This is a genomic window from Bilifractor porci (genome assembly GCF_009696005.1).
Lineage (GTDB): Bacteria > Bacillota > Clostridia > Lachnospirales > Lachnospiraceae > Bilifractor > Bilifractor porci.
Map to the genome: position 1 here is coordinate 1 of NZ_VUMV01000004.1, position 14,167 is coordinate 14,167.

The 14,167-nt window shown below is 54.0% G+C and carries 12 protein-coding genes; 1 reads left to right on the top strand and 11 read right to left on the bottom strand.

All coding sequences use genetic code 11. From position 1 onward, the window contains the following. Positions 1-294: 294 nt before the first annotated feature. Positions 295-588, top strand: a complete 294-nt coding sequence (locus FYJ60_RS06505; RefSeq protein WP_154457870.1) for a YerC/YecD family TrpR-related protein — start codon at positions 295-297, stop codon at positions 586-588. Here the strand turns inward: FYJ60_RS06505 and FYJ60_RS06510 are convergent. From FYJ60_RS06510 to ftsH, 11 genes are all read right to left on the bottom strand, one after another. After that, on the bottom strand, positions 549-1,493 hold the full coding sequence (locus tag FYJ60_RS06510; protein ID WP_154457871.1) for a bifunctional riboflavin kinase/FAD synthetase: 945 nt from the start codon (positions 1,491-1,493) through the stop codon (positions 549-551). The genes FYJ60_RS06505 and FYJ60_RS06510 overlap by 40 nt on opposite strands. A 3-nt stretch (positions 1,494-1,496) precedes the next feature. Beyond that, positions 1,497-2,627 (bottom strand): tRNA pseudouridine(55) synthase TruB, encoded by a 1,131-nt coding sequence (truB, locus tag FYJ60_RS12725; protein ID WP_330579133.1) that lies wholly within the window; start codon positions 2,625-2,627, stop codon positions 1,497-1,499. A gap of 17 nt (positions 2,628-2,644) precedes the next feature. After that, positions 2,645-3,613 (bottom strand): DHH family phosphoesterase, encoded by a 969-nt coding sequence (locus FYJ60_RS06520; RefSeq protein WP_154457872.1) that lies wholly within the window; start codon positions 3,611-3,613, stop codon positions 2,645-2,647. Positions 3,614-3,617: 4 nt separating this feature from the next. After that, positions 3,618-4,007 carry a 30S ribosome-binding factor RbfA gene (gene rbfA, locus FYJ60_RS06525; protein WP_154457873.1) on the bottom strand — a complete coding sequence of 130 codons (390 nt, stop codon included), beginning with the start codon at positions 4,005-4,007 and terminating at the stop codon, positions 3,618-3,620. A gap of 45 nt (positions 4,008-4,052) precedes the next feature. Next, entirely contained in the window at positions 4,053-7,151 is a 3,099-nt protein-coding gene (gene infB / locus FYJ60_RS06530; protein ID WP_154457874.1) for a translation initiation factor IF-2, read from the bottom strand. Positions 7,152-7,170: 19 nt separating this feature from the next. Further along, positions 7,171-7,488: a L7Ae/L30e/S12e/Gadd45 family ribosomal protein gene (locus FYJ60_RS06535; RefSeq protein ID WP_205839000.1), complete on the bottom strand. Its 318-nt coding sequence runs from the start codon at positions 7,486-7,488 to the stop codon at positions 7,171-7,173. After that, positions 7,481-7,753, bottom strand: a complete 273-nt coding sequence (rnpM, locus tag FYJ60_RS06540) for an RNase P modulator RnpM (protein ID WP_154457875.1) — start codon at positions 7,751-7,753, stop codon at positions 7,481-7,483. Before rnpM ends, FYJ60_RS06535 begins: the two co-directional genes overlap by 8 nt. A gap of 15 nt (positions 7,754-7,768) precedes the next feature. Next, complete coding sequence (gene nusA / locus FYJ60_RS06545; RefSeq protein WP_154457876.1) at positions 7,769-9,073, bottom strand: transcription termination factor NusA; 1,305 nt, start codon at positions 9,071-9,073, stop codon at positions 7,769-7,771. Between the two features lie 68 nt (positions 9,074-9,141). Then, positions 9,142-9,609 carry a ribosome maturation factor RimP gene (locus FYJ60_RS06550; RefSeq protein ID WP_154457877.1) on the bottom strand — a complete coding sequence of 156 codons (468 nt, stop codon included), beginning with the start codon at positions 9,607-9,609 and terminating at the stop codon, positions 9,142-9,144. A gap of 248 nt (positions 9,610-9,857) precedes the next feature. Continuing rightward, positions 9,858-12,077, bottom strand: a complete 2,220-nt coding sequence (glgB, locus tag FYJ60_RS06555; RefSeq protein ID WP_205839002.1) for a 1,4-alpha-glucan branching protein GlgB — start codon at positions 12,075-12,077, stop codon at positions 9,858-9,860. A gap of 160 nt (positions 12,078-12,237) precedes the next feature. After that, on the bottom strand, positions 12,238-14,160 hold the full coding sequence (gene ftsH, locus FYJ60_RS06560; protein ID WP_154457879.1) for an ATP-dependent zinc metalloprotease FtsH: 1,923 nt from the start codon (positions 14,158-14,160) through the stop codon (positions 12,238-12,240). Positions 14,161-14,167: the final 7 nt, after the last annotated feature.

Here is a 14,167-nt window from a genome sequence, read left to right on the forward strand (position 1 = left end):
CGACACAACATATACAACATTTTTTTTCAATGCTTGACAAGTTTTAAGCACAAAAAAAGTCGCATTTCTGCGGCTTGGAAGGCATTTGGTGTTACGTATTATTCAGTTACAACTGTTGAAAACCCGGCTGTGTTATCCGCATCGGAGTAACACAGCGCTCTTTCTATTGTTTTTTTCGCTTTAGTGTGCTAAACTTCTGAATAGTAAACCGATGATTCCAATCCGGCACAGGACAGTTTCCGGGGTATTTTACCCGGGCCGGAGAACCTGAAGAAAGGCGGACAGATACAGATCATGAGCAAGGATATTCATAACCCGGCGGTAGACCAGCTGTTCCGGGCGATTCTGACTCTGAAAAATGTGGAAGAATGCTATACTTTTTTTGAGGACGCCTGCACGATTAATGAGCTTCTTTCCATCTCACAGCGCTTTGAAGTGGCGGGAATGCTCCGCGAAAAGAAAACTTATCTGGAAATCTCCAAACAGACCGGCGCATCCACGGCTACGATCAGCCGCGTGAACCGGTCTCTGACATATGGAAATGACGGCTATGAACTGGTGCTGAAACGGCTGGACGAAAAAAACTGATCCGCCGATTCTATGTCCAGACTCATCTGATTCTTCAGCGCGTCCAGGGAGTCAAATTTCTCCTCCGGACGCCGGAAGGAAAGGAATTCCACTTTTGCCTCCTGGCCATACAGGTCCAGGGAACAGTCAAACAGGTACGTCTCGTTCCCTTCTTCATTTCCGCTGTTTACTGTCGGCTTTACTCCGAGGCTCGATATTCCCTGATAAACTTTACCCCCGACATAGGTCCTGGAAAAATAGACGCCGCGGGGCGGAAGCATTTTTTCCGGCGCGGGCCGCTGATTGATGGTGGGGAATCCCAGAGAATGTCCCAGATGGCGTCCGTGGATGATGGGGCCGGTGATGAAATACGGGCCTCCCATCAGTTCCTGCACCTTCTCCATATGGCCTTTTTCCAGTTCTTCCCGGATGTAGGTGCTGCTGATTTCTCTCTCTCCGTCCATCTCCTTCTGCATGACAGAGACATGAAAGCCCATGCTCTTTCCCGCCTCAAGAAGATAGTCCGCATCCCCTTTCCGGTCTTTCCCGAAACGAAAGTCGGTTCCTGCTACCACGGCCGAGGCATGAAGTCTTTTTAAGAGTACTTCACGAATAAACTGATCCGGCTCCATGCTCCTGATTTCTTCCGTAAACGGGCATTCCACCAGAAGATCCACGCCCAGATCCCGGAGAAGATTCTCCCTCTCTTCATTTGTCATCAGCATTTTTGCTTCCCGGCGCCCCATCTGGACCTGCGGGGAAACCGTAAAGGTAAACACTCCCGCTTTCCAGTGGTTTTCCAGGGCAATCCTGCGCACCTCTTTCAGCAGCTTCCTGTGTCCGCGGTGAACACCGTCAAATTTACCCAGGGTAACCACGCATGGGCGCTCTGACTGATACTCCGCTAAATTCTTTACAAATTCCATAATTTATCCCTGCGGCCGGTAGAACATCCTGCGGACCCGGTAAATTTTATCCTGTCCTCCGGACTCTCCGTCCCTCTTTTCCTCCGGAATCCGATCCGGCCTGTCTCCGGATTTCTGACAGACCTCCACGGATTCCACGTCCTTCTTTTCTTCTGAAACCCGATCCCCGGACTCCCGGTAAATTCCGATAAACTGTCCCTCTGAATCGTAGACCCTGATATCTTCCCTGTCCATGTCTATAAAATGACCCGCATCCGGGCTTCTGTGAGAGAAGCATCCGTCTGCCCGGCTCAGGCCGCCGCCGTCCGAAAAATGTTCCTCTTCCGGACTGCTGCAGCAGCTTTCCTCCGGAGACCTGATCTGAAGCAGGTCCGCGGGAACAGCGTTTCCATTGTGCACCAGCCTGTCCGCCTCCGGACTGCAGACAGCAGACGGGAGATTGCGGAACATGTAATCGGTCGGGAGAATGACAGAGGCTGTTTTTCCCTCTTCCGATAATTTCTGTATATCCGCCAGTTTTCTGGCGTCCTCCAGGCAGAATTCTCCGACCCTGGTTCGGACCAGATGTTCCATGCAGCCTCCACAGCCGAGCCTGTCCCCCAGATCGCTGCAGAGGGTCCGGATATAGGTACCGCGGGAGCAGGTGACACGGAGCCGGACCCTGGGGATGTCTATGGAAAGGACTTCTATTTCATAGAAGACGACCTTCCGGGGCTCCCTCTCCACCTCGATGCCGGCTCTGGCGAGCTCGTACAGTTTTTTACCGTTCTTTTTCAGGGCGGAATACATGGGCGGAACCTGCAGCTGCTCTCCCTGAAAGGAAAGCGCCGCCCTTCGGATTTCCTCCGCGGAGCAGGATACCGGCTTCTCCGAAAGAATCTTTCCGTCTGTGTCCTGCGTATCCGTGGTTCTTCCCAGAAGCAGCACTGCCTCGTAGGTTTTGGTTTCTCCGGCAAGGAACTCGCACATTTTAGCCGCCGTTCCCAGGCAGACCGGGAGCACTCCTTCCGCGGAAGGATCCAGTGTGCCGGTGTGTCCGATCTTTTTCTGTCTCAGGATGCCGCGGAGCTTCGCCACAACGTCAAAAGACGTGTACCCCGGCTCCTTGCAGATAATGATAATACCGTCGTACACGTCTTTTTCCTCCCTCGTTATTCTTTTTCCGGGTACAGGGCTTTTTCGATATAGTAGGTCAGGTTGTTAATTACGTCGTGCGGGGTGCCCTGCATGGTCGCTCCCGCCGCCCGTATGTGCCCGCCGCCGCCAAAGTGCTGGGCGATCTCACTGACATCCACGGTCTCACGGGAGCGCAGGCTTACCTTGTAAACCTCCGAATCCGTCTCGTACATAAAGACGGCAACCTCCACACCGGCTGTGTTCCGCAGCTGCGAGACGATACCTTCCATGTCCGCGGAGGTGACCCCGTAAAAACGCATGTCCCGCTGTCTCATGTAGCTGATAATCAGCCTGCCGTTGAACAGCAGAATGCTCTCCATGAGCGACCGACCCAGAAGCTGGTTCTGCACATATGTTTTTTCAAAAAACGTGCGCTCGATAATCTCGGAAAACGGGACTCCCTTTTCCATCAGTTTCGCCGCCGCCCGCAAGGTGTCCGGACTAGTGGAGGAATACTGGAACACCCCGGTGTCATGAACGATGCCGGTATAAATACATTCCGCACAGTTCCTGCTGACTTTTGTCTCATCCATAAAGGAAAAAACAAGTTCGCAGGTGGAACTGATTTCCGGGACATTAAACAACCAGCTGTAGGAGCCTCTGTTCGTCACATGGTGGTCGAAACAGAGGGTTTTCTCCGCCGCGTCCACCAGGGGCTCCGCCACCCCGATCCGGTCCCTGCTGCTGATGTCGAGCAGGATCAGCAGGTCGTACTGTTTTCCGGGAATCAGCTCGGTATGAATGGAATTAAACCCGTTCATGAATTGAAACACCTGCCGCGGCTTCTGCAGATAGACGTCCACATCCGTTTCCGGAAAATTATCCCTGATATAGTTGTAAACGCCGAGACAGGCTCCCACACAGTCCCCGTCCGGATTTACATGGCCGGCAACCGCTGCAATCCGGACACCCTTCAGGAATTCCCCGATGTTTTTTTGCTTCATATGATCAGCCCTCTTCCTTTTCGCGCCCTGATTCTGCCTCCTCGTCTTTGCTGATTACATCATCAATCAGCTTTGACATGCGCACCCCGTACTCAATGGACTCGTCCAGGGCGAAGCTGAGCTCCGGCGTATTCCTTAGATTCAGAATCCGGGCCAGCTCATGACGGATAAATCCCCGGGAGCTTTCCAGCCCCTTCATGGTATCGGCTTTTTCTTCCTCTGTGCCCAAAACACTGACGCTGACCTTGCAGGTCTTCAGGTCTGTTGCGACAACCGCGCTTGTCACCGATGTCATCGGCGCAATCCTGGGGTCTTTCAGATTCCGGATGATGCTGCTCAGTTCTTCCCGGACAGCTTCATTGATCCGCGCATTTTTTACACTGTTTTTCCGCATAGCTAAAACCTCCTCTGCAGATGCCGGAACAGAACCCTGCCCCGCTTATTTGCTGCGGGGAACTTCTACCATTACATAGGCCTCTACCTGGTCATTTTCCTGCAGATCATTAAATCCGTCAAATACCAGGCCGCATTCATATCCGGCCTTTACTTCCTTCACATCGTCCTTAAACCGCTTCAGCGAGGCAAGGCCGCCCTCGAAAATCTGCTTGTCGTCCCTGCTGATTCTGACCTTGCAGCCTCTCTGGATCACGCCGTCCAGGACATAGGATCCGGCAATGGTTCCCACGCCGGAAGCCTTGAACAGCTGGCGAACCTCTGCATGTCCGGTTACCTTCTCCTCGTAAATCGGCTCCAGCATACCCTTCATGGCTGCCTCGATATCATCAATCGCCTGATAGATGACCTTGTACAGACGAATATCCACGCCCTCTTGGTCTGCCATGGATTTAGCCGTGGCATCCGGACGGACATTAAATCCGATTACAATCGCATTGGACGCCGCTGCCAGAGTGACGTCTGTCTCGGTAATAGAACCGACACCTCCGTGAATGATCTTGACGACCACCTCATCGTTAGAGAGCTTAAGCAGCGACTGCTTCAGCGCTTCTACCGAGCCTTGTACATCCGCCTTGACGATCAAATCCAGCTCCTTCAGGCTTCCTTCCTGAATCTGGCTGAACAGGGCATCCAGAGACATTCTGGACTTGGTGTCTTCCAGAAGCTTGCTCTTGCTCTCCGAGATAAATGTCGCCGCAAAGTTCTTTGCGTCCTTGTCTGTGTCTGTTGCCACCAGAACCTCTCCGGCATTCGGCACATCATTCAGTCCCAGCACCTCCACAGGAGTAGACGGACCGGCAGTCTTTACACGGCGGGAATTCTCATCCATCATGGCACGAACCTTTCCGGAAGCGGAACCGCAGGCGATGTAGTCTCCCACATGAAGGGTTCCCTTCTGGATCAGGACGTTTGCCACCGGGCCTTTGCCCTTATCCAGCTTTGCCTCCAGAACAAGTCCTCTTGCCTTGCGGTTCGGATTTGCTTTCAGCTCCAGAATATCCGCGGTAAGAAGAATCATATCCAGCAGGTTATCGATACCCTCTCCGGTTTTTGCGGATACCGGAACAAAGATTGTGCTGCCGCCCCAGTCTTCCGCAACCAGGCCGTATTCGGTCAGTTCCTGCTTGACGCGGTCCACATTCGCACCCGGCTTATCAATTTTGTTTACCGCTACAATAATCTCAATGCCCGCCGCCTTGGCATGGTTAATCGCCTCGATGGTCTGGGGCATCACGCCGTCATCGGCAGCCACAACAAGAACCGCGATATCCGTGGATTTCGCGCCGCGCATACGCATGGCCGTAAATGCCTCGTGTCCCGGCGTATCCAGGAACGTTACCTTCCGGTCTCTCACCTTGACGCTGTAGGCACCGATATTCTGCGTGATGCCTCCCGCCTCGCGGTCGGTCACGTGCGTATTACGGATGTAGTCCAGAAGAGAGGTTTTACCATGATCGACATGACCCATGACGCAGACAACCGGAGGACGCGGAACGAGATCCTTCTCATCCTCCTCGTCTTCCTTCAGAAGCTCGGCGATCACATCGACCTTCTCCTCCGGCTCGGCGATAATATCGTACTCCAGGGCAATTTCCTCGGCCTTTTCATAGTCGATCTCCTGGTTTACCGTGTACATTTCGCCCTTCATAAAGAGATTCTTGACAATCTCTGAAGGCTGCATCTTCATCTTCTCCGCCAGTTCGCGGATCGTCATTTTCTCCGGAAGTTTAATCTCCGTTACCTCTTCCTTTTTCTCTTCCTTCTGCTTGTGGACAGGCTTCTGCAGGGCCTTCGGGATCAGCTGCTTCTGGCTCCGCCCGTTCTTCCGGTCGCTGGTGAACTTGTTTTCCCTCTGCTCCGCCTTGTTTTTATCCTTATCCTTATTATGCCCGCCGTCTCTTCTCTTGGTCGAAAGATCTGCCGGTGCCTCTGCCGCAGCCGCAGGTCTCCCGCCTCTGCCCTGTCCGGGTCTGGCGTCCCTGCTGCCGAAGGAGCGGCTTCCGTCACGGTTAAACGGCTTCTGTCCGTCGCGGTTTCCGTAAGAGGGCTTTCCGTCGCGCCCGCCGGAGGAAGGCCTGCCGTCGCGGTTACCGAAGGAACGGCTTCCGTCGCGGCTGAAAGACTTCTGCCCGTCGCGGTTTCCGTAAGAAGGTCTGCCGTCACGCCCGCCGGAGGAAGGCCTGCCATCGCGGCTGAAGGACTTCTGCCCGTCGCGGTTTCCGTAAGAGCGTCCTCTGCCCTGGTCGCCGCGCGGACGCTCGGCACGCTGGGGACGGTTTTCCGCCGTCTTTCCTCCGGATTCCACGGTATTCTCCGCTCTGGCGGCATCTGCTGCCGGCTTTGTCTCCGGTGCCTTTGCAGCAGCATTTGTCTCCTGCACAGCGGCTGCCTGTCTTGCTGCCGGGATTCCTGCCTCTGCGCGGATATCCTTCGGGGCGGCTTCCGCTTCTTCTGCCGCACTTGTAATTCCTGTCTTGGGAGCGGTATTTTCCTCTTCCGCCTGGGGTCTGCTGTGCTTCACCGGCTTGGAAAATGCCTTGGGCGGCTCTGTGTTCCGGAACATCGGCTGCGGACGGGGAACTTTTACAAGCGGCGGCTTACGCTCACCGGTTCTGTTCCCGGCTCCCGCGGAGCCGTCCCTCTGTCCGCGCGCCGGGTTATTCTGGGGTTTCCCCGGACGGCGCTCCCTGCCTGCCTGCGTCTGCCCGCTTCTTCCCGCGTTCAGACGATGCAGCGCCTTGCCTTCCTTACTGGTCGCGTTCTGCGGGTGGAACACGGCAATCAGCTTTTTTTTCTTCCTCGGCTCTGCCTCTGTCTCCGCACCGGCCTTCGCCTGTGCCCTGCCCTTTCCTTCCGCGTCGGACGGAGCACTGCTCTTTTGCGCCTCCGGGGCGCCTGCCTTTTCCGCCGAACCGGTTTCTGTCTTTTTTCCGAATTTTTCCCGGACAATCCTTGCGCTGTCCTCTTCGAGAGAACTCAACTGACTTTTTACCTCCCTATCCTTTTTCTGTAAAAATTCCAGGATTTCTTTCCCGTCAACATTTAGTTCCTTTGCCAGCTCAAATACTCTGATTTTCGCCAAATTCCAACACCGACCTTTCTTATGCCTCTGTCTGGATTCCCAGCTGTTTCTTTATTGCTTCTGCCAGGTTTTTATCGGTGACTGCCGCAACGGACCTCTCACCTTTTCCGATTCTTCTTCCCAGATCCGCTTTCGGCAGAAATTCTGTGACGGGAACCTTATACCAGACAGCCATATTCGTAAATTTCTTCCGGGTATTCTCCGAAGCGTCCTCGGAAAGAATCACCAGATGAGCCTTCCCGGAGCGGATGGTTTTTTCCGCGGAAAATTCTCCGGATACCACCTGGCCGGCCTTCATGGCCAGTCCCAGCAGCGATGCCGCTTTTTCCTTATTCAAAATTCCTCAGCTCCTTTTCCAGTTCATCGTAAATCTCTTCCGGAATATCCGTGTTCAACGAGCGCGAAAGCCCTCTGTTCTTTTTTGCTTTCTGCAGGCATTCCGTGTTTCTGCACAGATAGGCGCCCCTGCCGTTTTTTCTTCCGGTGGCGTCCAGAACCAGTTCTCCTTCCGGAGTCCTGACAACACGAATCAATTCCTTTTTGGTCCTGCTCTGCCTGCAGCCTACGCAGGTACGCAGGGGCTCTTTTCGGACAGTACCCAATCTATACCACTCCTTTTACTGTTCGGCGTCTTCCTCTGCCGCGGCCGGTTCTCCGGATGATTCTTCCGCTTCGGCATCCGGGTCTTCTGCATCCTGCCCTTCGCCATCCGTGTCTTCTGCATTCTGCTCCCCGTCATCCGGTTCTTCCGGAACGTCCTCCGGATTCTCTTCCGGCAGCCCTGTATCTCCCTGGAAGTCCTCTTCCTCTTCAAAGCTGTCTTTTTCTTTCAGCTCGCCGTATTCATCCTCTTCGTAATTCTGCTCCAGTTCCTCGAAGATTCCTTCTTCTCTTGCCTGGGTCTCGCTCTTGATGTCAATTTTATACTGTGTCAGATGAGCGGCCAGACGGGCATTCTGCCCCTCCCGCCCGATGGCCAGGGAAAGCTGATAATCCGGCACAATGACAAGGGCGGCTTTTTCATCCGGATCCACCATGACGGAGATTACCTTAGCCGGAGAGAGGGCATTTTCAATCAGATATGCCTGGTTCTCATCCCAGTTGATCACATCTACCTTTTCTCCGTTCAGCTCGCTTACAATCGTGTTGACACGGGAACCGTTGACACCGACGCAGGCTCCAACCGCGTCCACGTCCGGATCGTTGCTCCACACGGCGATTTTTGTACGGGAACCGGCCTCGCGGGCAATGGCCTTGATCTCGATGATGCCTTCGCGGACTTCCGCGACCTCTTCCTCAAACAGCCGCTTGACAAGCTCCGGATGCGTGCGGGAAACCAGGACCTTGGGACCCTTTGGTGTGTCCCGGACCTCCAGGACATAAACCTTTACCCGCTCGTTCTGCTTTAATGTCTCGCCGCGGACCATCTCATTCTCGGTAAGAAGAGCGTCGATTTTTCCCAGGTTGATGCTGACGTTTCTTCCGATATAGCGCTGCACCACACCGGTAACCACATCATGTTCTTTTTCAAAATACTGATTGTAGAGCGACCTGCGCTCCTCCTCGCGGATTTTCTGGAGGATGACGTTCTTGGCGTCGTGCGTCGCAATTCTCTTGAAGTCTTTGGACTGGATTTCAACGGAAGCGATATCGCCGACCTGGAGGGAGCTGTCAATCTTCTGCGCGTCTTCCAGGCTGATCTGCTCTACCGCGTCATCCACGTTTTCAACTACTTCTTTTTTTGCGACAATGTGGTAATCGCAGGTATCCGGATCAATGGAAACCGTCACATTGTCAGCTGTCCCGAAGTTTTTCTTGCAGGCAGAAAGCAGAGACTGCTGAATTGCCTCCAGAAGAGTATCCTTGCTGATATTCTTTTCTCTCTCCAGAATATTCAATGCTTCAAGTAACTCTGTATTCATGTTTTTTTCCTGTCCTCCTGTTGAACAATCTTATTATTCCGTTTTTTACTGCCGTCCCGTTTTAGGTTTCAGAACCGGACAGCCATCCGGATCAGCGCCAGATTGGTTTTCTCCAGCACCAGCTCGTTTCCGTCATCATCTGCAATGGTCACCGTATCAGGACCATAAGCCTTCAGGTATCCGATAAACTCTTTTTCATGCTCTACCGGCCGGAAGGTATGGATCTCCACTTCTTTTCCGACGGCACGGGCAAAATCCTTTTCTTTTTTCAGCGGGCGTCCCAGTCCGGGAGAGCTCACCTCCAGGATGTAGGCATCCGGAATAAAATCCTCCTGGTCCAGTTTTTTCTCCAGGGCGCGGCTGATGGTTTCACAGTCATCCACCGTGATGCCGCCCTCTTTGTCGCAGTAGACCCGCAGATACCAGGTGCCTGCCTCCTTTACGTACTCCACATCGACCAGCTCCATGTGAAGTTCCTCCAGAATCGGCGTCACCAGCTCTTCCGTGCGCCTCTCGATATTTTCGGATTTTGCCATACACTCACCTCGTTCTCCGGAACCGGTCTTTCCGTATCCGCGTATCCGCAAACCCCTTCTGGTATCCGGTTCCAGTCAGACAGCAGAAAACAACAAAGAAGAGTGGGTAGACACCCACTCTTACAGTAATCAACTATTCATCTTGACAACTCTATCATACCGTGCCTGTAAATGCAAGTTTTTTCTGCGTAAACCGCAGGAAAATCGCAGGAAAACTCTGCTTTTTTCCGTTTCCGCGCCGCTGCCCTTCATCCGTTTTCCCGGAGGGCAAAGACAGAGACTCCGAGAGGGGGAATTTTTACCTTGATGGAGTTTTCCCGCTCATGCGCCTCGATCGGCCGACTTGCTTTTACCCGCGGATTGACCGCCCCGCTGCCGCCGAAGGCTACCGCATCACTATTAAAGATTTCCTTGTATTTTCCCGCCTTCGGGACTCCCACGCGGAAATCATCGTACTCTACATTGGAGAAATTGCACACTGCCAGCAGCGTGTTTTTCCCGTCCCTGCTCCTCCGGAGGAAGATAAGCAGGTTTCTCTGCCAGTCCAGATTGTCAATCCACTCAAAGCCGTCCGCGGAAAAGTCCTCTTCATAGAGAGCCGGCTGGCTGCGGTACAGCCGGAGCAGGGTCCGTGTGCAGTCCTGCATGGCCGCGTGCAGCGGCTCCGCGCACTCCTTCCAGTCCAGCTGTTCCTCCGGATTCCATCTGCCGGACTGACCGAATTCTGTTCCCATGAACAGCAGTTTCTTTCCCGGATGAACCAGCATATAGGAAAGTGTCAGGCGCAGGTTTGCCATTTTCAGGCTCTCCCTGTAGCCCGGCATCAGCTTCAGGTAAGCGCCCTCCTCCTGTATTCTGGAATGATCCAGGCTGAGCATAAACCTCTCGCTGTACATGTAGGCCATGCTGAAGGTCAGGCTGTCCTGATGCTGCCCCCGGAACAGCGGATCCAGCTGGATATAATTCATGTAATCGTCCAGACAGCCGTTATTCCACTTATAAGTGAATCCGAGCCCCTGCTCCCTGACGGGTCCGGTGACCAGCGGCCATCCGGTGTTTTCCTCCGCCACAGTGACGGTACCGGGGCATTCCTTCGCGATCACGGTATTCAGTTTCTGCAGGAATTCCTCCGCCTCCAGGTTCTCATTTCCGCCGTATCTGTTTGCCACCCATCCTCCCGCAGGACGGCCGTAGTCCAGATACAGCATGGAAGAAACATCGTTAATCCGAAGTCCGTCCGCGTGATATTTTTTCAGCCAGAACAGGGCGCTGGACAGCAAAAAGCTGACCACTTCCTTCCGCCCGTAATTAAAGATGAGCGTATCGTACTTCGGATGAACGCCCTGCCGGGGGTCCAGATGCTCATAGAGGCAGGTCCCGTCGAAAGACGACAGTCCCTCATTCCCTCTGGCAAAAAACGCGGGAACCCAGTCGAGAATCACACCGATGCCCGCCTGATGGAAGGCGTCCACCAGCGACATGAAATCCTCCGACGAGCCGTATCTGCTGGTAGGAGCAAAATAACCGCTCGTGGCATAGCCGAGGGAGGCATCGTCCGGATACTCCATGACGGGTGTAAACTCCACGTGCGTAAAGCCCATTTTCCCGACATACGCGGGAAGTTCCTGCGCCAGCTCCCTGTACCCTAAGGGCGTCCCGTCCGCTTTTTTCTGCCAGGATCCCAGGTGCGCCTCGTAGACAGCCATAGGCGCCGCTGTGCCGCTGCCGTTCTTTTTTCTTTTTTCCATCCAGGCGTCGTCCTGCCAGGCATGCGCCGGTTCCCGGACCACCGACGCGTTTTCCGGCGCTTTCTGCGACTGCGCCGCAAAGGGATCCGCCTTCAGATAAACCAGGCCTGTTTTCAGCTTCTGTTCATATTTATACAGGGCACCTTCTCCCACTCCCGGCACAAAAAGCTCGAAGATGCCGGAGGCGGTTCGGTTCATCTGCAAATACCGTCCGTCCCAATGATTAAAGTCTCCTGCCACGGATACGCGGAGGGCATTCGGCGCCCACACCGCGAAGTACGTGCCCTTAACCCCGCGGACTGTCCGGATATGGGCGCCCAGGGTCTCTGCGGCATCGTACCAGGTTCCCTCCTGGAACTTCTTCTCTTCCTTCTCGGTAATCTGGCAGGGGAACGCGTAGGCATCCGCAAATTCCCTGTCCTCCCTGCCCTCCGCATCATAGAGCACAAACCGGTACCGGGGAATTCTCCCGCTTTTCCCGGCCGGGATAATGCCCGCAAAAAAGCCGGACTCGTCTTCCAGATACATGGGAGTCAGTCTGCCGTCCGGCGTGCGGATATCCGCCCTGCTCCGCCCCGGAAAGAAGGCCTGAACCAGAATGCCCTCTTTCACCGGTCTCGGACCCAGAATGCCGCGTGGAGCTGATTCTTCCGAGTAGGTCACCGCTTCGATTTCCGCCCAGTCCATATAATCATAGACCACGTCCGCCATGCTTTTCATTTTCTCTTCCTGCCTTCCTGCCTCTTTTTCATTTTTCCTTTCCATACCCCAAAGTATAACGCAAAACTCCGGGAACTTACACCTTTGTTTTGAAAAACAGGGTAAATTCCCGGAGAATTATCGCAATTCCGTTCGATATAGTTCTTTCGCGCGAAATCTGTCAGTTCTGATCCGGCGCAGAACCGGCTTCGTCCGCAGTTCCTTCCTCTGCCGCGCCGTTTTCTTTTTTATCTACGTATTTTACCTCCGGAAGCGCCTCCGGCTCCCGGTTCAGGATGTCCATAAACTCTTCGCCGGTAATGGTCTCCTTCTCATACAGATCTTTCGCAAGCTCATGCAGCTTGCCCATATTTTCGGAAAGAATCTTTTCCGCCTTGCTGTATTCCTTCTGCACCAGGGCGACAACCATCTGGTCGATCTTTCCCGCCGTCTGTTCGGAACAGGAAAGGGAGGTATCTCCGCCCAGATACTTGTTGCTGACGGTTTCCATGGCAACCATTCCGAAATCTTCGCTCATACCGAACCGGGTAATCATTGCCCGCGCCATTTTTGTGGCCTGTTCGATATCGTTGGAAGCTCCTGTGGTGATGGAATGGAACACCAGATCCTCTGCCACACGGCCGCCCGTGAAGGTGGCGATACGGTTCTCCAGCTCCTCCTTGCTCATCAGGTTGTGCTCGCCCTCGTCCACCTGCATGGTGTAGCCGAGCGCCCCGGATGTTCTTGGGATGATGGTAATCTTGGTAACCGGAGCCGAGTGTGTCTGCATCGCCGCCACCAGGGCATGTCCTGTCTCATGATAGGCTACGATCAGCTTCTCCTTATTGGAAAGGACCTTGTTCTTCTTCTGGTATCCGGCAATGACAACTTCTACGCTCTCCAGCAGGTCATTCTGTGTGACAAATTTTCTTCCGTCACGGACCGCGCGCAGCGCAGCCTCGTTGATCATGTTGGCCAGCTCTGCGCCGCTGGCGCCGGAGGCCGTGCGGGCTACGGCATTAAAATCTACGTTATCGGAGATCTTGATCTTCTTGGCGTGCAGACGCAGGATCTCCTCTCTTCCCTTCAGATCCGGAAGCTCAACCGGAATCCTCCGGTCAAAACGGCCCGGACGCAGGAGCGCCGGATCCAGAGAATCCGGACGGTTTGTGGCTGCCAGGATAACAACACCTTTTCTGGCATCAAATCCGTCCATCTCTGCCAGCAGCTGGTTCAGGGTCTGCTCCCGCTCGTCATTTCCGGCAAAACCGGAGCCGTCACGCTTTTTGCCGATGGTATCGATCTCATCAATAAATACGATACAGGGTGCCTTCTCGTTCGCCTGCTTGAACAGGTCACGGACCTTCGCGGCGCCCATGCCGACAAACATCTCCACAAATTCCGAACCGGAAATGGAGAAGAACGGAACTTCTGCCTCTCCGGCGACAGCCTTGGCCAGCAGGGTTTTGCCTGTTCCGGGAGGCCCTACCAGCAGGGCGCCCTTCGGCATTTTCGCTCCGATCTCTGTATATTTGGCAGGATTGTGCAGGAAATCCACAATCTCCTGCAGAAGCTCCTTGGCCTCATCCTCTCCGGCGACATCCTTAAATTTGATTCCTGTCTCCGACTTGATATAGACCTTCGCATTGCTCTTTCCGAAGCTCATGGCATCACCCATGCCGCCGCCCATTCTTGTCTGAACAGACCGCATAAGCAGCATGCCGAGGAAATAGATGACGACAATCGGAAGAATCCAGCTCAGAATAAAGCTGAGTACCGGCGACATCTGCTGCACGATCGGTGTCTCAAAATCGGTGATGCCCGCGTCATACAGCCGGTCCACCAGCTTATAGTCATTCATCAGGCCGGTCTGATATTTCTGTCCGGAGCCGTCTGTGAAGTAGATCACGCTGTCCTGGCTGTCTACCTGAACCTCCTTCACCTCTCCTTTATCCAGCATTTCGAGAAAGTTTCCGTAAGTGGAGTCCTCGATCTGCGCGCTGTTGATCTTGGGAACCAGGAGCAGATTCAGAAGAAGAAGGACAATCATGGCCAGAACATAGTAGAAAATCAGAGGTCTTTTATTGTTCTTAACTTCTTTCATTCAAAAA